This is a genomic window from Streptomyces sp. NPDC002676, assembly GCF_053592455.1.
In genome coordinates this window covers 25,938-49,555 of record NZ_JBSFVT010000032.1, presented here as the reverse complement: position 1 = coordinate 49,555, position 23,618 = coordinate 25,938, and the positions used below count along the sequence as shown (strand labels likewise).

Sequence of the window (23,618 nt, the reverse complement as noted above, 5' to 3'; positions counted from 1 at the left end):
GGCGGGTCATCAGCGTGATGGCGGCCCACGTGATCAGCGACTCGCTCATCTCGGGCAGGCGTCCGTGGTCGCGGCAGTGCCGGCGGGCCCTCATGATCCATGACCAGCCCCGTCCAAGGCCCACCTGCGCGGGAGCACGACGAAGCCCTTGGCCTCCGGCGGGCGGCGCACCGTCTTGATGTGATGTCGAGGTACTTCTTCGCCCACTCCACCAGCCCGTCTTGGCGTAGGCGGAGTCGGCCCAGACGATGGCGATCTCCGGGTGCAGCAGGGCCAGGCGGAACAGCAACTCCCGTGCCACCAGGGAGTCCTGGGCATCGGCGGGAGTGACCATGACCAGCAGGACGAGACTGCGATGGTCACAGATCATGTGCCGCTTCCTGCCATTGATCAGCTTCCCGCCGTCCCACCCCCGAGTCGCCTGCTGACGGTCTCGGACGCCTTGACGGACTGCGAGTCCACGATCACCGAGGCGGTCTGGGGCGTCTTGCCCGCGGCGAGGCGGATGCGGCGGCGCAGCTGGTCACGGATGACACCGAGGACCCCGGCGGCGGCCTATCTGCGGGCGAACCCGTAGACCGTGCGCCAGGGCGGGTAGTCGGCGGGCATGCTGCGCCACTTGATCCCGTTGTCGACGAGGTAGCGGATGCCGTCGACGATCTCCCGACGGGGCCACTTCTCCGGGCGGCCGCCCGACGAGGTCCGACATGCGGGAACCGGGAGAAGAGGCTCGATGAGAGCCCATTCGGCATCCGTCATGTCCGAGGGATAGCGGCGTTCACGCATGGCGGGGGAGGGGCCGGCCCCGGGGAGTGTGTGCGGACAGGCGGGACCGGCCCCGGTCTCCTTCGCTGAGGTGCAAGTCACCGCTTCGGGTCACTGCTTCTGCGGGTGGGCGATCATGTCGAGCGAACTCTGGATGGCGTTCATCTGGGCCTCGACGTAGCTGATCCAGCGGCTCTTGAGGAAGAGCCGTGCGTGCGGTGCCAGGATCCCCTCGATCACGCCGCCGATCTCCGTGGCCTTCACCTCGGCCCAGTGCCGCTCCCATTCCTCCAGCTCGTCGGCGTCCTCGCAGAGGTGGTAGCCGGTCTGGAACGACCACAGCAGCGGCGGCCACTTCTTCTCGCCGGCGAGTTCGCGGTAGCCGGCGAGCCCGCGCTGCCGTGACCGTTCGACTCCTGGGCGGCCGGCTCGCTGCGGGCCGCCGGCTCACGGCGGCTGAGCGGGAGCTCCGCGCTGGCGGCACCCCGTGAGCTCGGTATCGACTACACCGAGGAAGTCCGGTGCCCCGACGCACGTCGTCAGGCTTTCCGCCCCGCCGGCGCTGCGGTTCATCGCCCCACCCCGTTCAGTGGATGAAACGTTTCATCCGTTGGGATGTCGGCCACAAGTCCGGGCGGCAGAGCGGTGGTTGGGGCGGATCGGCTCGGTTCGCTTCGAGGGCATGGGAGGGGCGTGCGTCCAGGTCACTGCCGGTGACTGGCCGGTAACTTGGGGCATGAGTCTCGGCTGCGCGTGATGGGCTGATCACATTGTGTCAGAAATTGATCGGGCTGGTCCTGCGCGTTTGGGTGCCCTGGTCCGTAATGCTGCGTCCGAGGGCTCACCGATGCGCCCTCCAGCGATATCCGCCTTTCAGGACAGGCGAGTTGATGCTGTGTTAGCAGGAAGGACAGAGGTCCCGTGACGAACGATCTGCTTGCGCTGCTGGCGGTGATCACCGCACTGCGCGGCTTCCTCCCCGATCTGCGGACGGGGATGCGTCAACTGCTGCGGGCCGGCGCCAGGGTCGGCGTTGCCGAGCTGCTCCCAGTCCGCACAGGAGGAGACCGCAGGACTCTCGAATCCGCCCGGTGCTTGCCCAGAGTCTCACCACGACGGCGACGACGGCAAGCGCGAGCGTCGCGCCTCCCGAAGCAGCGAGCACCTGCCGGGGCCCCATGGCTGCGACGAGGGGGCCGCCGAGCGCGGTGCCCACTGGTGAGGCGGTGAGAAGAGCGGCACCTCGAGCGGCCAGGACCGTGGTCAGCCAGGTCGTCGGCGTGCGGTCCTGGAAGAGCGTGAAAGACAGTGCTGTGAAGGGTCCGTAGATCACGCCGCCCACAGCGAAGCAGGCGAGGGATACGGTGACAGGCCCGCCCAGTCCGAAGGGTAGGAGCATCAGGCCCCAGCCTGCCACGATGCCCAGAGTCACCGGCCAGAGCGGGAGCTTGCGCAAGGCGCCTGCAGCCAGGCCGCCGACAACGGCACCCACCCCGAACAGGGTCCAGTACAGACCGAGAAGACCCGCACCCGAGTGAAGATCATCGGTGACATGCAGGGGCAACGCGACCTCGACGGGTCCGTAGAGGAAATTGAAGAACCACGTGAGTGCGAGAACGCCGAGAAGTTCGGGCTGTCGGCGCAACAGGTGCCGGCCGGCGGCCGATCGGCCGGTGTCGATCGGCCCAGCCGTTGTCACGGCTTTGGCCGTGCTGCCCAGTCGCCCGGCCTGGAGGGCAAGGACGCCGAACGACACGGCGTCGAGGCCGATGATCCAGGCCGGGCTGATGGCTGTCGCCAGGAATCCGGCAAGTGCGGGACCGATGACGACAGACGCCGATGCGCTGGCACTCACCAGAGCGTTCGCGGCCAGCCGTTGGTCGGGCGGCAGCATCTGGGCGAGCAAGGAGTATTTTCCCGCGCTTCCCCATGCATGCAGGACCGATGAACCCGCCAGCAGGACGACGTACAGAACCGGGTGCAACACTCCCGCGGCCCAGGCCAAGGAAACACAACCGAGCAGTGAAGCGCGCAGCCACCCGTCGGCGGCCAGCAGGCGCTGGGCAGGCAGGCGACGCAGCCAACGGCCGAAGACCAGCGCGCCGACAGCTCCGGGAAGGGCATACGCGGCAACGGCAGCTCCGACGACCAGGCCGGACTGACCGGGCGGGGCAATCAGAACGGCCAGCCAAGCAACGGCGACCATGCTCATTCCGTCACCGATGTCTGAGGCCACCAGTGCCGGCAGGAGCCGCCGGAACTCGAGGTGGGAGAACAGCGGTTGATAGGTCCGCGGCAGCAGACGAGTTGTGGTTGGAAGAGTCACGTGGTCAGACTGATGGTTCAAGCTCGCTTGAAGTCAAGGGGGTTCAGTGCGGGAGCTGGGCATCGGGGACCTCGCGCGGCAGGTAGGGATACGACCCTCGGCCTTGCGTTACTACGAGAGCATCGGCTTGCTCCCGTCCGCCCGGCGAGTCGGAGGCCGGCGCGTCTATCCAGCAAGTACGGTGCGGCGGATCGCGCTGATCAAAATGGCGCAGCGAGCCAAGTTCACGCTGGCCGAAATCGGCCAGTTGCTGGACACCGCTCCAGACCGGGGCGCCACCCGGCAATGGCGAGCGCTCGCCGAGCGGAAGATCCCGGAGCTGGATCAGTTCATCCAGGAGACGCAGGCTCTGCGGAATGCCGTGGCCGACTGCCTCGCCTGCGGGTGCATGAACTTCGACAGCTGCCAGCTTCTCTCCTCCAGCACGGCCGGAGACGACGTCTGAGGAAGAGTGCGCGGCAGACCCACCGTGGAGGGCGACGCCGTCCGGCATCGCCCTCCATGTCTGCCGCATCAACTCGAAGACGTGAGTGGTCCGTTGAGTCGAGCCGTGTACTCACGGTTGACGGATCGGGTCGCGCCGAGGTCTCCCTTGCACTCCTCGAGCCGTCGTCGCAGTTCGGCCGCCTCTTGCTCCAACTCGGTGATGTGAGACTGCAGTTGGTCGGTGTTCGCCGTCGCATCGCCCAGTCCGGCCTCGCGCCAGATTTCCTCGCCGAGGACTACGGACAGCCGTTCACGCAGCAGACGGTTCTCCTCCGCCAAGCGGGTGTTTCGATCCTGCGCGTTGGCGAGGTCGGCCATCAGCGAGGGGCGGCTCAACGTCTCCGGGCCGGGAGGATGCGGCTCCGCCGCTTGGGTCTGGATCATGCTGAGGAGGTCGGGATGGCGATAGAGGAAGGTGCGGTCGACACCTGCTCGCCGGGCGTTGCCGGACACGCTGATGTCGTCCTGCGCCTGGACCGCGGCGTCCAGCGCCTTGAGTACGCGTTCTCGGCGGCGGGCGGTGTCCGTGTGCCGGGCCTGCACGATTCCCGCGGTCTACGCGGTCATGGTCGCTCCAGTCGAAGGTTGGGGGAGGGTTGCCGGACGTGAGGCATCCCCAGTTCCGGCAGATAGGACGCGTCCGTGCGGAAGTGATCACATCCTCCGCACTGCCACCGGAAAGGACAAGCGCCGCCGCCCGCCTGGACGTTGCTCGGCTCTTCGCAGCTGCCGAAGGGAACGGTGGCCTGGCTGATCGCGGCGGCTTCGGAGCTGATGCTGGGGGAGTTGCCCTGTGGACAGGGCTCGCCGCCGACCAGGGGAGAAATCTCTCCCCTGCCGGTTGATCACGATGCGGTCACGACGGAGGGGTTTTCCAAGATCGGCGTCACACGAGAGCCGAAAACCGAACCTGTAGAAGGTGCACGGCGGGATAGGCCCGCCCAGCACTCAGGAGCACCCTGTGGCGAGCACCAACGGCGAGCCTGAGCAGCCCCTTGTCCAGGCCCGGAAGGCCCCCTCCGTAGCCCCCTCCATCACCCCCTCCGCGCCCCGTCACCAAGGACCGGGCGTTTTCCCGGGTCAAACCCGGCGGACAGGGGGTCGCCGCAGGTCCGACAACCCTCATGTCCAAAGGAGTCCCAAGCACAGGAGGACTTCGACCGAACCTCGACGCAGGGAACTGCTGCAAGCGCTGGGGATCTTTCAGAGGGCTACGCCCGATCAGTTGTGGAAGCTGACCGACCGGACAACCAGCACGACAAGCTCACACGGGACAACCTCCTGGATCTGGAGGACCACCACCTGGTGAGGATCGAATCGGTCCAGGGCGACCAGCGACAGGTATGGGTTCTCACCGCCCGAGGACACCGCGAGGCGAAGCAGCTACTGGAGCCGAAGGGCATACGGGTCTCGGTGCTGCGCAAGCAGGAGTACGACCCGGACACCGGGGAGTTGTTCGGCAACGGCTACGACGACCACGCCGCGGCGGTCACCTCGACGGCCGCCGAACTCCACCGCGCTGGGATCGGCCATCGACTCGGCTCCACCACGGAGGTCGCGGCAACGGATACGTCCAGCGGGCCGACCTGGTGGTGCGGGCGCCGGAGGCCGGAGTGCCGGTCCTGCTGCTGGAGATCGATCGCCGCACCGAGCACGCCCACGAGCTCGTGCACAAGCTGCGCCGGTACTGGGAGTGGGGCCGGCTGCTGCCGCCGGAGGCGGACAAGCACCGGTGTACCTGGCCCGCTCCCGGCCGGACGCGATTGAGCACATCAGCCACGAGAAGAGGCTGTGGCGCCGGATCTACCCGCCGACCGGCCGGGAGGGCCTTCCGTTCCGCCGGTGGCGTTCGTGTTCGCGGACACCACAGCCGCGAAGGTCGCCAACACGGTCGCCGTGCTGGAGAGAGCCGACCGCCGCTACTGGGCGCCGCGCCGGTACGACACCTTCCGCCGGGGCATTACTGCCCTCGACTACGGCCAGGCCGTGCCCGTCCTCGTCACCACCCTGGAGCAGCTCCAGGAGCACGGCGCGGACGCGACGGTGTGGCGACGGTTGGGACGGACGGGCGAGCAGACGCTGACGGCCGCACTCGACAACCCCGACGGCGACACCCTGTTCCGCCGCCAGGCCGCGCAGGCCGACGCGGAAGAGGAGCGGCGCCAGGTCGCGGAGCGGGAAGCGCGGCGGCCGGTGTGCGCACGGTGTGGGGCGAAGTTCACCGACGAACGATGGGAGGAGACCACGGTGCGCGGCGGCGCATGGAAGGCTGGCGACCTGTCCGCGTGCGGGAGCTGCCACGCCGACGACGTCGCCGCCGCCCGGCAGGAGGCCGCCGCCGAAGCTGCCCGCCAGCCCGCCGCCGCACCGCCGGAACCAGAGGACGACCGCGACCAGGAGCCGGGCAAGCTCCGCGGCCTGTTCCGCCGACGGACCTGACCCGCCCGCGCCCCAGACGCGGCCGGACTCGCAGGGCCCGCCCGGCGGGACGGCTCCCGAAGTCGCCGCGCCACCCGGCGGGATGACGAGGGCCAGGGCGCGCACTGATGAGAACTCGTGAAATTGGTTCTGACCGCAGTTGCGTGAACGATCTTATGGACGACGCGGCGGATCGTTCGACTGTGCACCGATCAGTCGGTTTGCGGTTGTCGTAACCGCCTGGTCCTGGCGTTGAGCGCCGCTGCCACCGCGGTCCAGGCTTGGGTGTACCCAACGCCGGGATGTCGTGAAGTCGAGGACCGCGCAGCCCATGGGCGCTGAGTGTCGAGGGCGTTGGTGCTCGCCGGGTCTGGGGATGCCGCTGGCGAGCGACGCGGTGTGGGCAACCGCCATGTCGCTGGTTCTCGTGCAATGCCCCGCTGTTAGTGAACTGTTGGTCCCACCTTTTAAGTTGACCACCGCGCAGACCACCTGCGCGAGACCGGAGGAGATCACATGAGCATCAAGCGGCGCATCGCGTCCGCAGCCGCCACCCTTGGCATAGCTGCAGGTATGGGGTTGGCTGTCACTGCGCCGGCCCACGCCGCCAGCACCACCTGCCGCTGGAGCAGCGACTCTGCGGTGAAGGTCTGCGCCCAGGGTGGAAGCGGCGGCTACAACGGTCAGGCGTACTTCCCCGGCGGCAGCTCGCTGGTCGGTCACCCCATGGACTTCACGCTGGTCTGTGACAACGGCTGGGTGGATCCCGACTCCGGTACCTTCTACCCGTCGACGGGCTGGTACTCGTACTTCTGGCACATGGACGCGCAGGGCACCTGCCACGTCACGCTGACCGACCACGCAACCGGCGCTGTCTACAGCAGCCCGAACACCTACTACTGACAGGCGCGCCACTGTCGAGGTCTGCCCGCCGGGATTTCTGACCGGCGGGCTTGAAACCGCGCGTTACAGCGAATCCCGCGGCGGCGGCGGAAGGGCTGTCCGCGCTGCTGCCCGCCGGGGCACCGGCGGCTCGCGGATGTCGGGGGTGTGTACGAACGCCTCCGGCGGCTGATGGCGCTGGTGCGGGGCCCGCTCACCGCTCAGGTAGGCGCGGATCGTCTTCCGGTCACGGCCCAGATGCCGGGCGATCGCCGAAATCGACCAACCCTGGCGACGCAGCGCATGCGCGTCCAGGACTTCCTCCACCGTGAGCACCCAGCCCCTCCGACGACTCCAGACAGAGCCCTGAATTTGGCTCTGTCCGCAGTTCCGTGATGCTCATGGCTGGGTGAGGATCCGGGCCCGGAGGAGTTCGAACGAGGCTCGGCCATACATAGCCCTCTTGAGCGTTTTCACCCTGTTTACGTGCCCTTCGACGACCCCGGAGGCCCAGGGCAGGGTGAGTCCGGCGGTGACGGCGCCGAGGTCCTGGCGGAGGAAGCCGGCGAAGCCCTTCATGGGCTTCGGCGCGTCCTGTTCGGCCTGCCGGATCCACTCCAGCAGGAGGTAGCCACGCTGGTGACGGACCATGCCGGCGAAGGCGAAGGCGCGGGCGAGGTCGCAGGCCCGGGTGATGTCCGGGCAGGCGAGCCGGACTTGAAGGAGTCGCTCGTCCTGGCTCTCGGTGAGCGTCTCACGGGGCCGCATGATCCACGAGGTGATTCTTCGAGGGCTCGGAATGTCAGCCCGGATGGGTTCGGCGGTGCCCGCGCGGAGGGCGGCGAGGTGTTTGCGGACGACCTGGCGGCTGCCACGATAGCCGCGAGCCTGGATCTCCAGGAACAGCCGGGTGCCGCTGACCTGGCCTTGCGCCTCGGTGAAGCGGGCGTTGAGGTATGCCTTGAAGGGCTCCAGGACGCCGTTGGGGCGGCGGTCGCGGGCGGAGGCCAGCAGCTCGTCGAGGTCGGTGTCACGAAAGCGGCGGACGGTCTTGCGGTCGAGGTTCAGCCGGCGGGCGATGGCGCTGATCGTCCAGCGTTTCTCCAGCAGGCGGTGGATGTCCTCGTAGCGGTGGCGGGTGCGTTCGATGATCTGGGTGCGGGGCAGTTCCGCGGGCGGTAACAGCATCGGGGCCGCCTCCGGCACCTCGGTCACCGTCTCCTCCTCGGCATGTTTGCGCAGGCAGTTGCGGTGCTGGTGGCAGGTCTTCTCCACTGCGGCGGACAGGTTCTGCAGCAGGTGGCAGCGATCCGCGACTTCGAGGGCATTGGGGGCGGCTTCCTTGACCGCCTTGGTGTAGGCAGTGGCTCGGTCCCGGCAGATGATCTCTGCTCCGGGGTGGTCGGTGAGCCAGGCCGCGAACGTCTCGGAGGTGCGGTCGGGCAGTACGTCCACGACCCGGGCGGCCTCGACGTCGACCAGCACGGTGCCATAGGTGCAGCCCTTGCGGAAGGCGAACTCGTCCACCCCCAGCACCCGCGGGGCACGGTCCGGCACCGCCGGCGCCGTCAGCAGCCTGAGCAGCCGGGTTCGGCCCGCGGTCAGCCGCAATCGGCGGCACAGCCGTGCGGCGGGACGGCCCCCGAGCTCGATCGCGATCGACCGCAGCCAGCCCGCAAGCCCGGTACTGGAACGGCGGTAGCGCGTGGACAGACCCGGCACCTGCTCGACGAACGTCGTACGGGAACAACTCTTCCGGTCGCAGAAGTACCGGCGCACCCGCAGCCGGACGATGACCCGGCGTGAGCCCAACGGCCGCTCATCCAGGGTGCGTTGATACGTGCTGTGTACGCGGCGGGCCTGCTTGCGGCAGTTCGGGCACCGGCCTGGACGGGCCGTCGACACCGCCTCCACCACCAGGGTGCCGGAGGAGTCGTACACCCCCTCCACCCGCACATCGATCCCGGGAAAGAGCACATCCTCAACCGCCTTGCTCGCCACGGCAGGAAGTACGCTGCCGAAACGATCCCGCGTTCCTGCTGCTGACCTGGGGATTCACGGAACTGAGGATAGAGCCGTGAAATTCCCCGCGCATGCTGACGTTCCCCACTTGGTTGACGGAGCAACGGACGTACGGTCGGTCGACCCAGGTAGGTGCGTGTGGACGCGCCACCGGAGGCATACCGGCCGACGACCGCGGAGGACCACGGCCGGGCCGGTCGCCATACTTCAGGCGGACGCGTACGAACACCCGTAAGCCCTGAGAGGGTCGGCGGGCTCCACCTGGAGACAGAGGAGAATTACGTCCGCAGAGCGATCCGCCTGCGGTGGGCAAGCTGCGATCTTCGATGCCGAACGGGCCGTCGGGCCCGTCGGATCGAGGAGGCACATATGTCCCGCAGCGTCATGGGTGCGCCGATGGGTGTCGGACGGCTCCGCACTGCGTGGCAGGCCGCGCACGAGCCGGTGCCCGGGGTCTCGGTGTGGACGCGGCGGCTCGCGTACGCGGTTCCGCTGGTCGTGCTGCCGTCCAGCATCTGGCGGTTGCCGGCGGCGTTCGACAGCGGGTTGAGCGTGGGCGAGCGGTTGTACGTCCCGATGCTGTCGGTGGTGTCCGAACTGCTGGCGTTCACGGCGATCGGGCTGGTCGCGCGGTGGGGCGAGGTGTTCCCGGGGTGGCTGCCCGGGCTGCGTGGCCGCCGTGTGCCGGTGCGGCTCGCGGTCGCGCCCGCAGCGGTGGGTGCGACGGTGCTGACCCTGCTGTTCTCGCTGTTGACCCCCATCACGACGGTCATGGGGAAGACCATCCGCGGCGACGAACTCCCGCCCGACGCGCCCGGGCAGGGCACCGGGCTCGCGAGCGTGTGGTTCTACTCCTGCTACACGCCGCTGGTGCTGTGGGGGCCGCTGCTGGTGGTGCTGACAGCGGCGTACTGGCGGCGCCGACGCAGGGGTGGCATGTCGGCAGCGGCTCGCTAGTGTCCGGGGTTGACGATGACCTCCTTGAGGGCCCTGCTCGTGCGCGGCGTACCCGCCCGGTCAGCACCAGGAGGGTGGGGAATTTCAGCGAGCAACTCCGACCCATCACCGAGCAGGGGGTGGGGCGATTCAAGGTTCAGGCAAGATTCTTGTGGAGCGTGACGCAGCGTCATCTACCTGGCATCGTCACCTAAGCGTGACGAACTCTTGGACATCGTGTTTCCGCACCTGAAGGCGGTGCTGGTGGAGCGTGTGTTCGTGGAGAGCGGCACGGTGCACATCACCGCGCGGACTCCGGACCGCAGCCCGTCCCGGCGCTGGACGCGAGCGTCCAGGCTGCCGAGCGGGCGCACGAGTCGTCACGTCCTCGGCCGTGACCCTTGTTCGGCCGGCTGTCCCTGGCTGAAGGTCGCAGGCGCTGCTTGGCTCCGGCGGTGCACAACGAAGCTGGCCGGCCTGCTGCTCGACATCACCGGCTGGACCCAGGACGAGATCGACACCAGCGTCGCCCTCCAGACCGAGCTGAAGCAGTTCGGCGCCGGCGGCCGGGTGATGCACGACCCGCGCCCCGGCGCCCCGGCCCGCTTCGACTGGACCGGCGGCACTCCCTGACTGCCCCGGCTGACTCGCGCCCACGATCCTTCCGGGGGCAGGCTGGGGGCGTGACCGATGCGCCGATCGTCGTCCACCGGCCTTCTTGCAGGGGCGGTCGGAGAGTCACCGTGCATATCCACGGCCGGGACGAGATCCTCGGCACCGCCTACAACGACCACGACCTGGTCGTGTTCCTCGAAGGCGCCGGCATCGCCGACCCCGAGAGCATCCTGGACGACCCCCAGTGGGTGGAATGGCGCGGAGGCCACCCCCACGAGTTCACCGCCGCCTGACGGAACTGGACTGCCCGGCGGGCGACACGGAACACTGCGGCACCAGCGCCTCCTGATGTTACTCGGTGATTCGACACCAACGAGCTGTTCAGGAGGCCCTGCTCGCATGCGCCGAGCACACCGCGACCACCCAATCGGGACTCCCGTTCGATCGACAAGCCCCTTAGCCGGCGCGACAAAGGCTTCTTACCCTGGTCAGGCACCCCACCGTGATCCTTCCGGACTAACGCTCACGATCCGGCATACCCCGAGAGGGGGATGCCGGATGATCCCGGGGATTGATGTGATCGGCGCGGGTGACGGTGAACCTTGGAGCCTCGGCAATCGGGAGATTACGGAGGTCACGGTGGCTGTTCCTGCGGACTCGGCGATAGGCGGTGCTCCCCGGCAACCGGCCGCGAGCGAGGCGCGGTTGTTGTGGCGGCGGCGGTGGCCCGTGTGGGTGCCCATGGCTGCTGCATTGTGGGGTTTGTTGTATGCCGCCGTCGAGGTCACGTGGGCGGCAGTGGGCATCACCGTGCCATGGAAGGAGCACGCCTCGTACGCGCCAGCGGTCCAGCTTCTCCTGGCGACTCTCGCCGTCCTGGCAGGCGGGGCTTGCCTGGCCAGCACCCGAACACTTGCCTGGCCTGGCCGGGCTGGGGTGGCGACGGCGCTGATCGTGACAATCCCGGTGTTCGTCGTGGGGACGAATGGCCTGCCGCTCTACTTCGTGACGCTGGTGACGCTCTCGGGGATCCAGAGCGCCACCGGTTTGGCTCAGGTGCTGTTGAACACGGTCGGCGCCGCGCTTTTGCTCCTCGTCGGCTTGTCGTACCGCCGACGGCTGCGCGGCGACTGCCCGCGATGCGGGAGGCCGCACGCTGGAGCCAGCGACGGCCCGCTTGCCCACCCAGCCGCCTCCCGAGCCCCGAGGCGGACCCGCGTCGCGGTGTACCTGCTCATGTGCGGACTTCTGCCGTGGGCGGGAGCCAAGACCATCTGGACGCTGGGCGGCAACGCGCTCGGCGTCGCGGGCGATGACTGGCAGAGAACGACGAGCGTCGGCGCGTCGGGGCCGTCGAAGGCAGCCGCTTCGGTGGGGATTGACGTGACTGTGCTGGCCGCGATGGTCGGGGTCTTCCTGTTGCTGGGGCTGCTGTACGCGTGGGGGCAGGTGTTCCCCCGCTGGACGCTGTTCCTGTCCGGACGACGGGTCCCGCGCCTGCTGCCACTGATCCCGGCCTGGCTGACTGGCATCCCCCTGACAATGTACGGAGCCGTCCTCATCGTCATGGCCCCGCTCATGGCCATCGGCGTGCTGCCCGAGATCAAGCCGTCCCCGCCGTTCACCACCAGCTGGGGAATCACCTGGATGGTCGAGTTCGGCGGCCTGGCATTCGGTGGTCTGGGCCTCGGCCTCGTCGTGGCCGCTCGCTCCTATGCCGCCCGCACCCACCCCGTCTGTGCCAGCGCCACGGCAACGAACCGGCCCGAGTAGTCGGGCACCGGGAGCACCTAAGCGATGTGACGGCGTGGTCGAGACGGCTGTTCGGGGACCTCAACCACGCCCGGCACCGACCGCGATCACCCGAACGAGACTTCCGTTCGATCGACAAGCTCCTTGATCGGTACGACAACGACTTCTTACACGATCCTTCAAACACACCCCTCTGCCATGCCCGTTTAGGCTCGTACGGGCTCCAGCCACGCAGATACGGGCAGAGGTCCTCTGGCGTGATCGTCGGAGGGTCCGGTAGCCCTGGTTTCTGAGGTTGAACCGCTCGGGCGAGTGCCAGGCCACGTCGTCCTCCAGAGCCTCAGCGACCAGTTGCCACCGCGATCGCAGTCATCACCGCATCGGTGAGCAGCCTGATAGTCGCGGTGGCTGCGCTCACACTGCCGAGGCAGCCGCAGTGAGAGGACGCGGGCCCGCTCCAGCAGACCGGCCGGGGCGCGCAGCCGCAGCGGTCGGCCAGCCCTGGGCGTGCGTCGTCCAAGAGGCAGCGGCGAGTAGCGCAGCACCGTCGAGATGTGGCTCAGCCGGTCCTCCAGCTCACGGTCTTCCTGAGCGCGGACGTACTCGGTCAACAGCCTGCGGACAGCTTCGTCCCGGGAGGCCCTCCAGCGGGCCGTGACTGCGGCCAAGGCCGGCAGGGCAGAAGACGGACCTTGGTCTCCTGGTAACCGGCCACCGGTCCAGTACCAGGCCACCGCGGTACCCCTCGCCGGCGATCTGCGAATCGCGTGCGGATCTGGCACCCCCACTCATGCGCCCGCCGCATGCTGCACTTCCTGGCGAAGGTCCTCGTGTGGATCGAGTGGTCGGTTCTCAGCGTGAGAGCGCCGAGAGCGGACGGAACCGGCGAAGGTAGACGAGGCGCATCCGATGTCGCAGGAGGCATCCCGGCGCAGGGACGAACGGCACGCGCCCCGGCGCAGGGACGAACCGTCAAAGTTGTTTGCGCAGCGCCTTGACCCATCGGGTATGGGTCGGACCCAGTCCTCGCAAGCTCTTCCAACTGCGCCTGAGATCATAGGAGTCCGGCTTGACGAGCGGCCTGGCCCGGACTCCCACCGTGCCCGGTGCCAGAAGATAGTTCGTCGTCACCACGGTCACCTGGTGGGCCAGGAGGAATTCCAGCACGCGCAACTGCTTGGCACTGTTGCGCGACAGCCGGCTGAGCGCGGACAACGGCACAACCTCGGCGGCTCCCTCCCTCACCTGCTGCATCATCCTGAGAAGGTCTTGATCGAAGCGCGGGTCGACGCCCGAGGCGACGACGGGCCGGACACCACGCACTGCCTTGATGCTGGTGCTGTGCTCGGCCTGGATCCTTTCGTCAGGCCCCGGCAGCTGCGGCAGCGGCGCAGTCGGCACAGAGTAGGAGGCTTCTCCGGCTTTGTCCGACTCCATCAAGTCCGACAGAGCGGTCAGACACGCCCATGCTCGGGGGAAGGCCGTGTCGAATCCGGTCAGGGCGTTGTCGTGGACCGGTGGCCCGGACTCCTCAAGGAGCACCGCGAGTGGAGGGGTTGCTGCTTCGGTGATGGCGGCGATGTCGGCTGCACGCAGCAGCCCGTTCAGGGCGTGGAAATCCTCCAAGCGGCTGTTGCGTACCGCGACCACGACGGCCGCGCGAAGCCAGGCCGGCGCGGACACCGGCCGATGTTGAGAGACTTCCTCGATGAACGGCGTGATCAGGACATCGAAATACGCCACCGGTAGCGCGGCCAGCATCCGCGCGCGACGCAGCACATCGGTGGTGATGCCCTGCGCGTCTGAAGCGCTCACTCCTGCGCTGGTGAGCAGCTTCGGCAGCTGCAGGCGGCAGAAGTCGTGTGCGAACGCGCCTTCGTCAGTGCTGCTGCCGCTTGGTGCTGTGGTGGTCATGTCGACCCACCCCCCTTGTTGATCATGTTGCGTAGCCCCCTGAAGAGCTCACCCTACGAGAAGTGTTCGCCGACCGCGGTGGCAATGGTCCAGGACTGGGGCCTCTCGCCCCGGCTGGCAAGGCCGAGGGTCAGCTGCGTGCCGGCGACAGTCGGGCCATGGGCCTGCAGGAGCCTTTGTCGAGACCGTAGCGCGGCGCATCTGGACGGTGGAACTGCGACCACAGACGGGCGGACCGACTATCCTCTGCCCGCAGTGCACCGTCCAGGCCCCTGCCTTACACGCCCGCGCGCTCCGCCGCCTATGGAGCTGGAAAGCCCGGCGCGGTGGCGCCGAGCTGGTCAACGCCACCCCTGAGCCGGTGTTGATCGGTCACCAGCGCAAGTTCTCGTGCGGTACGTGTGCTGCTCGAAAAGTCGTCGCCGCAGGTCACGCGGCGTATCTGTACTCGCTGATGAGGCCACCGCGGATCCGGGTGCGCAGCAGCTTGGGGCCTTCGCTGTCTATCGAGGTGGGCTGTTTCTGGGCATCGGGTGGTAGTTGGTTGCGCGCCTGGTGGGGCCGATACTCGTTGTAGTGCCTCTGGTAGGCCGCAAGTACCTGCCGGGCATGCGCCTCTCCCATGACGAGGATGTGGTCGAGTACCTCGCGGCGGAGGCTGCCGATGACGCGCTCGCAATGGGCGTTCATCCGAGGCACCCGCGGTGCACTCTTGATCACGTCCAGTTCCTCTGCCTCGAAGACCGCGTCGAACGCCTCGCCGTACGTGCCGTCTCGATCGCGCAGCAGAAACCACAGGGACTGCATGCGTATCCCGAGGTCGGCGGCGAAATTCCTCGCCTGCTGCACCGTCCACTCCCGCGTCGGACGGGCGGTGACGCCGGTGATGTGCAGGCGCCTGGTGCCGTGCTCGAGGAAGGCCAGCGCATAGAGCCGCCTGCCGAGCGCGGTGTCGATGTGGAAGAAGTCCGCCGCGATGATGCCTTCGGCCTGGGCGGTGAGGAACTCACGCCAGGTCGGACCGGAGCGACGCGGCGCGGGGTCGATGCCCGCTGCATGGAGAATCTCCCACACCGTCGAGGCTGCGATCCGGCGCCCGAGCCGCGCCAACTCTCCTTGGATCCGCCGGTGGCCCCATCGCGGATTCTCGCCGGCGAGTCGCACCTCCGTCCCCCGCAACCGGACTCCGCCCTGTCCGCGACCGTGTCCTCCCTCCATCCCCGGGAGTGGGTGGTCAAGCCAAAGCCCCGGCCGGGGCCGGGACGTCACACACCCACCCCGGCTGGGCCCACGTACCACTCGGAACGTCGAGAGGAGCACGACATGAGCAGCACGATGACCCCGGAACGGCTCGAGCTGGCCTGGTTCTTCAAGGTGACCGACCGTCGGTTCGAGGAGGGCCAGGCGGCGCCGGAGATGTTCTCCGGCGCCGTGGATGCCGAATGGCACCGGATGCTGAACTCCCCGAGTACCCGGCGTTCTGCGCCGAACAGGCTGGGGCCCTGATCGGTCACGGCGAGAGCAAGGGCGTGGGCCGGATCGCGTGGGTGTCCGCGTACGAGGAGATGTTCGGGCCGCTGCCGAAGGTGTGGTTCACCGACGCCGTGGGCATCCTCGACACCGCTGCGCTCGCCCGCTACCGGGAGACCGGCGTCGTGGTCGCCGAGTGGGACTGCTCGCCGACCGGCGGCGACGGTGACGGCGACGTGGCGCCTCGGCAGCGTGAGGCCGTGACCCGGTGACCTTCACGCGTACTGGCGGAGCGCTCCGGTCTACGGCCGGGGCGCTCCGCCTCGTTGAATCCCGCACCACCGACCCTGTGAGTGTGGACGTCACTGGCTACGTCCAGGCCGTCACGGCGAACTGCCCCTACCTCGCACCCATCACGCCTAGGGTGCGGCGCTTCTCGACCAGCCGCGTGCCTCGCCCTCGTCGATGAGGCGTCGCCCGGCCTTCCATAGGGAGGAGGACGCCTTCCCGATTACTGCCTTGCGGGCTCGGACATCGTCGGCGGTGACGCCTGGGGTGCGCCACGTACCACCGCGTGCCATCCAGTTGAGAAGAAGTGGCTGCAGCCGGTCCATGGCCTTGGCGAATTTTGCTTCGGGAGTGTGACGTTCCTCGAATTCGTCCCACAGGGCCCTCATGCGCTGGGCTTGGTCCGCCGGAAGCAGGTTGAAGAGTTCGTCGGCCGCGGCGACTTCCCGCTCATGCTGGTCGAGCCCTGCCGCACTGTCATAGAGGGGAGTGTCGCCAGCGTAGATCTCCACGAGATCGTGCAGCAGGACGAGCTGAATCGTGTGCCCTACGTCGATGGGCTGGTCGGAGTGTTCGGCGAGGATCGCGACCATCATCGCCAGGTGCCATGAGTGCTCTGCATCGTTCTCGCGGCGGTCCGTCGCGGCGAGGGGCGACTGACGGAGGATGGTCTTGAGCTGATCCACCTCTACAAGGAACGTGAGTTGGGCGCGAAGTCTTTGGTCGACATCGTCGGGGAAGGGCGTCTTCTCTGCGAGTAGGCTCCGGCGTTCATCGCTCATGCGCCCATGGTGGCACGCACGGTCCCTGCTTCTCCGTCAGTTGCAGGAGGGGCCGGCGTTCCAGACCGTGAGCCGGCTACAGGACCAAGATCTGCTGGGTAGCAGGAAGCTCTTGGCTGACGTTCACAAGAGCATGGCCCTGAACGCCTTTGCGGGGTATGCCGCAGGCCTGCGCTCGTTGGACCAGCTGGCGGGCAGGGGAGACCTCAAGTATTTGACGGCGACGGCCGCGCTCAGCGAGTCGGCCGTCGGGCCGGGCGCCGTATCGGCTTGGCGGACATCTCTTCAGATTGAGAGCATCGTAGGCAAGATCACCAAAGGTTCTGCCTTCAACGTATCGAAATCCCCGGTATGGGCCACGGAGGCGTTCCGCAAGAACTTGGGGCTCACGGTCCACCGCCAGGTGTACATGACGGACTGGCTGGCCCGGATTGATACCGGACGTGGCCTGCTATCGGAGATCAGCAGCCGGCCACACCACGCGGAAACCATGCACGATCACCGCTCGCCGGCCGGGACACATGGTGCACATCGACGTGAAGAAGGTCGGACGGATACCTGACGGCGGCGGATGGCGAGCCCACGGCCGAGACAGCGACCACTCCCGGGCAGTCAGCCGCAACAAGAAGAAGACCGGCCGTGGAGGGTACGTGTACCTGCACTCCGCGATCGACGGGCACACCCGCCTCGCCTACACCGAGCTCTTGCCGGATGAGAAAGCCTCGACGGCGATCGCGTTCCTACACCGAGCCAGGGCGTGGTTTGCCGTACACGGCATCACCCGCATCGAACGGCTCGTCACCGACAATGGTGCCTGCTACCGAGCCGACGCCTTCACCCGCGCCCTACTCGGCTCACGGCACCAACGGATCCGACCGTATACGCCCCGGCACAACGGGAAAGTGGAACGGTACAACCGGATTCTGGCAGAAGAGTTCCTGTATGCGCGCACCTGGGCCTCCGAAACACAGCGAGCCCAGGCGCTGGCGGTTTGGAACATCCACTACAACTACCACCAGCCCCACACCGCTCTCGGCGGTCGACCGCCCGCAGCAACACTCGGGCAGACCGTCACCAACGTCCTGGCCTCATACACCTAGTACTCCAGCTGTAGATCGCGATCTTGCTGGGTCGGGCCGTCGTCCGAGGTCAGGTGCTGCTTCGAACGATCGTGACGTCGATGGCGCGGGCGTTTGCGCCTGGGGAGTCCACTGCGACCCGGACTCGGTACTCGCCACGGTCTCCCACTCGGTGTACGAAGCGGGTCAGTTGCTCGACGTCGCCGATGGCGAGGCGGCCGTCCGGCAGCAGCAGCGAGCCGTCGAAGACGGCGTCGAAGGTCGGGTCGGCTCCGCCGGGGACCTCAGGTTGTGGCTGCACGAAGAGACGCACCTTGATGAGTCCCGTCTGCGGCCGGACTCGCACCGCTACGTGGGTGTCGCAGCTGGCTGCCGGTGCCTCCGCCAGAGCAAGAGAGAGCGGAACCCAGTCGGTCGCCCCCAGGTGCAGCACAGGGTGGTTCACGTAGATGTCGACCCCAGCGACCTGCACTGCACTCCCCATCCTCAACACCCAGATCATCGGTCTCCGGCTGCCCTTCGGTGCCTGAACCGCTGAGCCGGTCCCGAAGAGGAAGCGGCCGCCGTTGATCATCGTGAGGTGTGTGGACTAACGAGGAGACGGTGGCCGCGGGCCACAGCATAGATCCTGTCCGTTGGCGCCAGTCGTTCGAGACGCTCTTGGGGCGGATATCGGGCCGGTTCGCCCGGGTCGAACCTCGCCGACGTGCCCGAAGGCTGATCCTGGGCCTGCTGTCGGACCTGCCCCGCAAGAACTGCTGGACGATCGCCGAGTGGGTAGGCGAGGCCACTCCGCACGGGATGCAGCACCTGTTGTGCCGGGCGTCCTGGGACGCCGACGCAGTACGTGACGACGTCCGGGAGACGTGGTCGGGCACCTCCATGACCCCGACGCCGTGCTGGTCGTCGATGAGATCGGGGACCTGAAGAAGGGGACCCGCACGGTAGGCGTCCAGCGCCAGTACACCGGCACAGCCGGACGCATCGAGAATGCCCAAGTCGCCGTCTACATGGTCTACGCAGGACTGCACGGCCATGCCGCGGTGGACCGGGAACTCTACGTGCCGCGTTCCTGGACCTCTGACCCCGACCGCTGCCGCGTAGCGGGACTGGACGAGGAAGCGAGCTTCGCCACCAAGCCGGAGTTGGCCGCCCGGATGATCTCCCGGTTCCTGGACGACGGCCACCAGGCCGCGTAGGTGGCCGACGATGAGGTCTACGGCGGCAATCCGACACTGCGCACAACGCTGGAAGAGCGCGGCGTCGGCTACGTCCTGGCGGTGGCTTGCTCGCACGAGGCCGCCACCAGAGCTGGAAGGCTGCGCGCGGACGTTTTGGCCAAGGAGGTACCCAAGCGCGCCTGGCAGAGGTTCTCCGCTGGCGCAGGGGCGAAGGATCACCGCTTCTACGACTGGGCGGTCGTCGACCTTGCCAGCCCCGGCAGCAGTCAGTTGCTGATCCGCCGCAACCCGGGCTCGGGCGAACTCGCCTTCTACCGCTGCTACTCGCCGCTACCAGTGCCGCTGACGACACTGGTCCGGGTCGCTGGTTCAAGATGGCGGGTGGAGGAGTTCTTCCAGTCCGGAAAGGGCCTGACCGGCCTCGACGAGCACCAGGTTCGGCACTATACCTCCTGGGCGCGCTGGGTCACCCTGGCGATGCTCGCGCATGCCTTCCTCGCCGTCGTACGCGCGGACGAACACGCTCGCCAGCCCGCGTTCGGCGATCTCGTACGGCTCACCTGCAGCGAGATCCAGCACTTGTTCATGGCCCTTGTGGTCCGCCAAGCTCACGACGTCGCGCACCGGCTCGACTGGTCACAGTGGCGACGCCGTCACCAGGCCAGATCCCAAGCCAGCCACTACCGGAGGCAAGCCGCCCTGGCTTGAAGATCACCATCTACAGCTGGAGTACTAGGCAGTCTCGTTTGGGTCATCGGCCGGGGCGTCTACAACCGGCTGAGGGGGCTGGACTGGAGGCGCTGGTGGAACAGCGAGCACCACCCGAAGGGACTGGGCAGGGCAGTCCTCCACCAACCAGCCCCTTGTCGCAGGCCGCAGCCTGCCTTCACGCTCAGGCGTCTCCCAGGTACGGTCACGCTGGTCTCACCATCGGGGCCGATCAACAACCAAGGGGGGTGGTTGAGTTGACGACTCCGCTCACGCCGGAGGACCCGGAGCGACTCGGCGACTACTGGATCGCCGCACGGCTCGGGTCCGGTGGACAGGGCGTGGTGTACGAGGCGTACGACCGGGCCGGCAGGCGGGTTGCTGTCAAGGTCCTGCACCGGGACGCCGAGCCGTTCGTGCGTGAGCGGTTCGCCAAGGAGGTCGAGGCGGCACGGAAGGTCGCCCCCTTCTGCACAGCCCGCATCCTCGACGTGTGCGTCACTCCGGCGAACGGCGCGGGCCCCGAGAGTGTCGTACATCGTCACCGAGTACATACCGGGGCCCACACTCGCCGCGCACGTCCGCCGGCACGGGCCGCTCGGCCCCGATGCCGTGCTACGGCTGGCGATCGGCGCGGCGACGGCCCTCGCCGCGATCCACAGTGCCGGTGTGGTCCACCGCGATCTGAAGCCCGGCAACGTCCTCTTGGGCCCCGACGGGCCGCGCATCATCGACTTCGGCATCGCCCGCGCCCCCGACATGTCCCTCACGGCCACTGGTGCCTTCATGGGCACCCTCGGTTACATGGCGCCCGAGGTCCTGTCCGGCAAGCGCGCCACCACCGCGTCCGACATCTTCGCGTGGGGCGCGCTCGTGCTGTTCGCGGCAAGCGGCAACGAACCGTTCCGTGGTGCCCACATCGGCGAGGTCGCTCACCGAACCGCGACAGTCCACCCCGACCTCGGTGCGGTCCCTGCCCGGATCCGCGCGCTGATCGCCGCAGCCCTCGCCAAGGATCCCGGCATTCGGCCCACTGCACGGGAGCTGCTGACCAGCCTGGTCGGCGGGCCGAGCGAAGCCGCTGATCCGCGCCGCGCCCTGCTCGCGGCCGGCGCCCGCCGCGCCACCGCACCCGACCACGAGCCCGCCCCGGTTGAGACCGTCGCCTCCCTGGGCGATCGCGCGGAGACCGCTTTCAGCTCGCTTCCTCCGGCCTCCCAACTCGCCGCCCACGAACTGTTGTTACGCCTCACCCTGCCTGGCGATGCAGTCGACGGCTCCCAGGACTCCGTGCGCACCGCGAGCCACGACGAGCTGTACGCGGGGCGCCCCGACAGCGAGAGGCGGGCGATCGAGGCAGCCGTGGTGACGCTCGCCCGGGCTGCCATCCTGGAGGTCGCGCCGGAGGACGGTTCCGTGCGACCCGTCAGTGCCGCGCTCGTCCCCGCCTGGCGCAGACTACGCGACGCCGTCGACGCCGACCGCGCTCGCCTTCTGGTCCACCGCTCCCTGGGCCGCGCCACCCTCCAGTGGCAGGCTCACGGCGAACGATTAGACGACCTGCCACAAGGCACCGCTCTGCGTACCTACCTGGACTGGCTGGCCGCGGTCCCCTTCCACCTCCGTCCCAGTCCGCTGGAGATCCGCTTCCTGGACGCTGCTCGCGCCGCGTCCGCCCGCGCTACCCGACGCAGGCGCCAACTCCTTACGGCAACCACGGTGTTGACCGTTCTTGCGCTGCTCGCCGGAACGTTGGCCTGGTTCCAGAGCCGCGAGAGCGCGCGGCGCGGAGCCGAGGCGAAACTCCGACGCGACCAGGCCACATCCCGCTCCGTCGCCCAGGCCGCCGACAGTCTGCGCGGCACCAGCCCGGACACCGCCCTGCTGCTCAGCCTCGCCGCGTGGCGCATCGCGCGGACACCGGAGGCGCGGGCCTCGATGAGCGCGGCAGCGACTCAGCAAGAAACGAGCACGATCGCAGTCCACCCGCCCATCTCGTCCCCGGACAACGGCGAGGCGCTCCTCGACGACGGGCACACATTCATGACCTACACCGAGAACAAGATCACGTTCTGGGACCTAACCAGGGGCCAGCAGGGCGCCGCGAAGCCACGACTCACTGTGGCAGGCACCCCGGTGAATCTGCCCACACCGCCCCTGGTCAGCAGTGACGGCCGGCTGCTGCTGAAAGAGGGCAAGCCGGGCACGTACCAGCTCGTGTCCACCCGCGACGGCAAACCGTTCGGAAAGCCCGTCCCCCACCAAGCCGGCTTCCGCCCGGAACAGTTGTCGAACCAGGGACACGTCCTGTTCGACGAGAACAACCCGCCGACCGACGCACCGATCGCCCACCGCTTCTTCTCACCCGACACCGGAACCGTTTCCTGGTCCACCGAGAAGGGAAGCTCGCTCGTCCTCTCACCGGACGGCACACACTTCGCATCCTGCGTGTACGACACCGCTGGTCACGGCGACGGATCCCTCAAGGTGTGGGCGATCCGCCCAGGCAACGCAACGCCCCGGTTCGTGTTCTCCAGCGCCGCCACCCGCGCCAGTCGCTACGATGACGCAGGCGTCAGATGCGGTGGTGGCATCAGCTTCAGCGGGGACGGCAGTCGGCTGGGCATGGAGGACGGCGAGAGCTTCTTCGTCTGGTCCACGGCCGACGGCCGCCTGCAGGGCAGCGCCCAGATCGACACGCTCAGCGAGACGAATCCCAGCGTGTACCTCAGCGACGGCGGCCACTACGCCCTGGCCTCCTCCCAAGAACACCCCATCACCGTGTGGAGCCTCGACGGCTCCTCTGTCCCCCTCTTCCGCCTGGCCGACCGCTCAGGCACCAACCACGTAGGCAACAACGGCATCGTGCAGTCATCCTTGGACGAACAAACCAAGACGGTCACCTACCTGACCAACAGTGCCCAGCTGGTCCACCGCCTGGACCTCACGGCTGCGCTGTCCGATGGTGGCCAGGGTCCATCCGTCCAAGGCGCAGGGCTGTCCGCCGACGGCCGGACCGGCGTCTACCGCAAGGGCACCGACGCTCCCGTCCAGCACATTTTCGACGTACGCACGGGCAGGGAGACCGGTACGTCACTGCCGCAGCGCCCTGGCCCCGGCCAGGCCGTCGGCACCCGGGTCAGCGCCCTGTCCCCCGACGGCAGCATCATTGCCTTCACCGACTTCCGGCCGACGGGCAGCGACCTCAATCTGTCCGTGAGCGTGTGGGACCTGCGTGTCCACAAGGAAATACTGCGCGCTCCCGTCCGGGAGGGACGCACTGTCTTCAACATCACGATCTCCCGCGACGGTCGATATCTCGCCTTCGACAACGACTATGCGGGTGTCCCTTCCGGCGAGGGCGGCGCCATCGACATATGGGACATACACACCCGCAAGCGGGTGCACCGCTATGCACAAGGGCAGAGCGGCTTCGGGCAGTTCAGCCAGGACAGCCGCCGCTGGGTCACCACCGAAGGCGACGTTCTGGACCTGACGACCCAGACGAGCCGCCGCGCCGACTTCGGCGAGGACGCCGAGGACATGGCCTTCTCGCCCGACGGCAAACTCCTCGCGGTGGTGCATGCCAGCGGCTGGGTCGACCTGTGGGACAGCGGCGTCCGACACAGCCTCGCCCGCATGCCCAGCAGCACCGTGCGCGGCGGCACCCGCTCCGGCGCCTCCGTGTCGGACGCTGTCTTCTCCTCCGACGGCAGCCTGCTGGCCGCCGCCGTCGACACGGACACGGTGCAGCTGTGGGACGTCGATGCCCACCTCTCCCTGGGCCAGCCCCTCGACATGGGCGGCCGGGAGATCGATGCCATGGCCTTCGACGGCAACGTGCTGCGCGCCCTCAGCGGCAGCCGCGTCCAGTCCGTCGACTTCACGCCCGACCACCTCGCCACCACTGTCTGCAAGAAAGCCAGCCGCGACATCACCCGTCAGGAGTGGCGCACATACATCCCGGACCTGCCCTACCGCCCTCTGTGCTGAA

General features: G+C 68.2%; 20 protein-coding genes and 4 pseudogenes. 13 read left to right on the top strand and 11 right to left on the bottom strand.

Going from position 1 to position 23,618, the window contains the following annotated elements:
• The 3 genes and pseudogenes from ACWD3E_RS40530 to ACWD3E_RS40520 all read right to left on the bottom strand — a co-directional run.
• Positions 1–786: pseudogene (locus tag ACWD3E_RS40530) on the bottom strand (IS5 family transposase); the annotation flags it as partial.
• 90 nt (positions 787–876) lie between these two features.
• Positions 877–1,029: a hypothetical protein gene (locus ACWD3E_RS40525; RefSeq protein WP_451392485.1), complete on the bottom strand. Its 153-nt coding sequence runs from the start codon at positions 1,027–1,029 to the stop codon at positions 877–879.
• Positions 1,030–1,720: 691 nt separating this feature from the next.
• Entirely contained in the window at positions 1,721–3,091 is a 1,371-nt protein-coding gene (locus tag ACWD3E_RS40520) for an MFS transporter (protein ID WP_451392484.1), read from the bottom strand.
• 46 nt (positions 3,092–3,137) lie between these two features.
• Between ACWD3E_RS40520 and ACWD3E_RS40515 the strand changes: the two genes are divergently transcribed.
• Positions 3,138–3,536 (top strand): MerR family transcriptional regulator, encoded by a 399-nt coding sequence (locus tag ACWD3E_RS40515; protein WP_451392483.1) that lies wholly within the window; start codon positions 3,138–3,140, stop codon positions 3,534–3,536.
• Between the two features lie 68 nt (positions 3,537–3,604).
• On the opposite strand, the gene ACWD3E_RS40510 is transcribed toward ACWD3E_RS40515, so the two are convergent.
• Both ACWD3E_RS40510 and ACWD3E_RS40505 read right to left on the bottom strand, forming a co-directional pair.
• Positions 3,605–4,120, bottom strand: coding sequence for a hypothetical protein (locus ACWD3E_RS40510; protein WP_451392482.1), 516 nt, complete (start codon positions 4,118–4,120; stop codon positions 3,605–3,607).
• Between the two features lie 840 nt (positions 4,121–4,960).
• Positions 4,961–5,110: a hypothetical protein gene (locus tag ACWD3E_RS40505; RefSeq protein WP_451392481.1), complete on the bottom strand. Its 150-nt coding sequence runs from the start codon at positions 5,108–5,110 to the stop codon at positions 4,961–4,963.
• Positions 5,111–5,419: 309 nt separating this feature from the next.
• Here ACWD3E_RS40505 and ACWD3E_RS40500 point away from each other — a divergent pair, with 309 nt between their 5' ends.
• Complete coding sequence (locus ACWD3E_RS40500; protein WP_451392480.1) at positions 5,420–6,016, top strand: hypothetical protein; 597 nt, start codon at positions 5,420–5,422, stop codon at positions 6,014–6,016.
• A 495-nt stretch (positions 6,017–6,511) separates the two neighbouring features.
• Positions 6,512–6,898 (top strand): hypothetical protein, encoded by a 387-nt coding sequence (locus ACWD3E_RS40495; RefSeq protein WP_451392479.1) that lies wholly within the window; start codon positions 6,512–6,514, stop codon positions 6,896–6,898.
• 63 nt (positions 6,899–6,961) lie between these two features.
• On the opposite strand, the gene ACWD3E_RS40490 is transcribed toward ACWD3E_RS40495, so the two are convergent.
• Both ACWD3E_RS40490 and ACWD3E_RS40485 read right to left on the bottom strand, forming a co-directional pair.
• Entirely contained in the window at positions 6,962–7,213 is a 252-nt protein-coding gene (locus ACWD3E_RS40490; RefSeq protein ID WP_451392478.1) for a helix-turn-helix domain-containing protein, read from the bottom strand.
• 63 nt (positions 7,214–7,276) lie between these two features.
• Positions 7,277–8,878, bottom strand: coding sequence for an ISL3 family transposase (locus ACWD3E_RS40485; RefSeq protein WP_451392477.1), 1,602 nt, complete (start codon positions 8,876–8,878; stop codon positions 7,277–7,279).
• Positions 8,879–9,268: 390 nt separating this feature from the next.
• Between ACWD3E_RS40485 and ACWD3E_RS40480 the strand changes: the two genes are divergently transcribed.
• The 4 genes from ACWD3E_RS40480 (at position 9,269) to ACWD3E_RS40465 (ending at position 12,223) form a co-directional block, all read left to right on the top strand.
• On the top strand, positions 9,269–9,856 hold the full coding sequence (locus ACWD3E_RS40480) for a hypothetical protein (RefSeq protein WP_451392476.1): 588 nt from the start codon (positions 9,269–9,271) through the stop codon (positions 9,854–9,856).
• 216 nt (positions 9,857–10,072) lie between these two features.
• Entirely contained in the window at positions 10,073–10,468 is a 396-nt protein-coding gene (locus ACWD3E_RS40475; protein ID WP_451392475.1) for a hypothetical protein, read from the top strand.
• Positions 10,469–10,518: 50 nt separating this feature from the next.
• Entirely contained in the window at positions 10,519–10,743 is a 225-nt protein-coding gene (locus tag ACWD3E_RS40470; protein WP_451392474.1) for a hypothetical protein, read from the top strand.
• 265 nt (positions 10,744–11,008) lie between these two features.
• Positions 11,009–12,223 (top strand): hypothetical protein, encoded by a 1,215-nt coding sequence (locus ACWD3E_RS40465; RefSeq protein WP_451392473.1) that lies wholly within the window; start codon positions 11,009–11,011, stop codon positions 12,221–12,223.
• A gap of 951 nt (positions 12,224–13,174) precedes the next feature.
• On the opposite strand, the gene ACWD3E_RS40460 is transcribed toward ACWD3E_RS40465, so the two are convergent.
• Both ACWD3E_RS40460 and ACWD3E_RS40455 read right to left on the bottom strand, forming a co-directional pair.
• The gene (locus ACWD3E_RS40460) at positions 13,175–14,116 is read right to left on the bottom strand and encodes a recombinase family protein (protein ID WP_451392472.1); all 942 of its coding nucleotides are present in this window, start codon (positions 14,114–14,116) and stop codon (positions 13,175–13,177) included.
• A 429-nt stretch (positions 14,117–14,545) separates the two neighbouring features.
• A pseudogene (locus ACWD3E_RS40455) lies at positions 14,546–15,283 on the bottom strand (integrase core domain-containing protein); the annotation flags it as partial.
• A gap of 156 nt (positions 15,284–15,439) precedes the next feature.
• Between ACWD3E_RS40455 and ACWD3E_RS40450 the strand changes: the two are divergent.
• Both ACWD3E_RS40450 and ACWD3E_RS40445 read left to right on the top strand, forming a co-directional pair.
• Positions 15,440–15,622, top strand: a complete 183-nt coding sequence (locus tag ACWD3E_RS40450; protein WP_451392471.1) for a hypothetical protein — start codon at positions 15,440–15,442, stop codon at positions 15,620–15,622.
• Positions 15,559–15,858 carry a hypothetical protein gene (locus tag ACWD3E_RS40445; RefSeq protein WP_451392470.1) on the top strand — a complete coding sequence of 100 codons (300 nt, stop codon included), beginning with the start codon at positions 15,559–15,561 and terminating at the stop codon, positions 15,856–15,858. The genes ACWD3E_RS40450 and ACWD3E_RS40445 overlap by 64 nt, the downstream gene beginning before the upstream one ends.
• A 147-nt stretch (positions 15,859–16,005) precedes the next feature.
• On the opposite strand, the gene ACWD3E_RS40440 is transcribed toward ACWD3E_RS40445, so the two are convergent.
• Complete coding sequence (locus tag ACWD3E_RS40440; protein WP_451392469.1) at positions 16,006–16,656, bottom strand: HD domain-containing protein; 651 nt, start codon at positions 16,654–16,656, stop codon at positions 16,006–16,008.
• Positions 16,657–16,768: 112 nt separating this feature from the next.
• Here ACWD3E_RS40440 and ACWD3E_RS40435 point away from each other — a divergent pair, with 112 nt between their 5' ends.
• Both ACWD3E_RS40435 and ACWD3E_RS40430 read left to right on the top strand, forming a co-directional pair.
• Positions 16,769–17,218, top strand: a complete 450-nt coding sequence (locus ACWD3E_RS40435; protein WP_451392488.1) for a hypothetical protein — start codon at positions 16,769–16,771, stop codon at positions 17,216–17,218.
• Positions 17,127–17,756 (top strand): annotated as a pseudogene (locus ACWD3E_RS40430) (integrase core domain-containing protein); the annotation flags it as partial. The gene ACWD3E_RS40435 and the pseudogene ACWD3E_RS40430, both read left to right, overlap by 92 nt.
• Positions 17,757–17,805: 49 nt before the next feature.
• On the opposite strand, the gene ACWD3E_RS40425 reads toward ACWD3E_RS40430, so the two are convergent.
• A complete protein-coding gene (locus tag ACWD3E_RS40425; protein WP_451392468.1) occupies positions 17,806–18,207 on the bottom strand; it encodes a hypothetical protein in 402 nt (133 codons plus the stop codon).
• A 131-nt stretch (positions 18,208–18,338) separates the two neighbouring features.
• Between ACWD3E_RS40425 and ACWD3E_RS40420 the strand changes: the two are divergent.
• Both ACWD3E_RS40420 and ACWD3E_RS40415 read left to right on the top strand, forming a co-directional pair.
• A pseudogene (locus ACWD3E_RS40420) lies at positions 18,339–19,624 on the top strand (IS701 family transposase).
• A 330-nt stretch (positions 19,625–19,954) separates the two neighbouring features.
• Positions 19,955–23,617, top strand: a complete 3,663-nt coding sequence (locus ACWD3E_RS40415) for a protein kinase domain-containing protein (protein WP_451392467.1) — start codon at positions 19,955–19,957, stop codon at positions 23,615–23,617.
• Position 23,618: the final 1 nt, after the last annotated feature.

Coding starts and splice junctions, on each gene's coding strand:
- ACWD3E_RS40505 (WP_451392481.1), bottom strand. CDS start 5,110: ATGGCCGATCCCAGCGCGGTGGAGTTCGGCGGCCGTCGAGGTGACCGC.
- ACWD3E_RS40495 (WP_451392479.1), top strand. CDS start 6,512: ATGAGCATCAAGCGGCGCATCGCGTCCGCAGCCGCCACCCTTGGCATA.
- ACWD3E_RS40480 (WP_451392476.1), top strand. CDS start 9,269: ATGTCCCGCAGCGTCATGGGTGCGCCGATGGGTGTCGGACGGCTCCGC.
- ACWD3E_RS40465 (WP_451392473.1), top strand. CDS start 11,009: ATGATCCCGGGGATTGATGTGATCGGCGCGGGTGACGGTGAACCTTGG.
- ACWD3E_RS40460 (WP_451392472.1), bottom strand. CDS start 14,116: ATGACCACCACAGCACCAAGCGGCAGCAGCACTGACGAAGGCGCGTTC.
- ACWD3E_RS40450 (WP_451392471.1), top strand. CDS start 15,440: ATGAGCAGCACGATGACCCCGGAACGGCTCGAGCTGGCCTGGTTCTTC.
- ACWD3E_RS40445 (WP_451392470.1), top strand. CDS start 15,559: ATGGCACCGGATGCTGAACTCCCCGAGTACCCGGCGTTCTGCGCCGAA.
- ACWD3E_RS40440 (WP_451392469.1), bottom strand. CDS start 16,656: ATGAGCGATGAACGCCGGAGCCTACTCGCAGAGAAGACGCCCTTCCCC.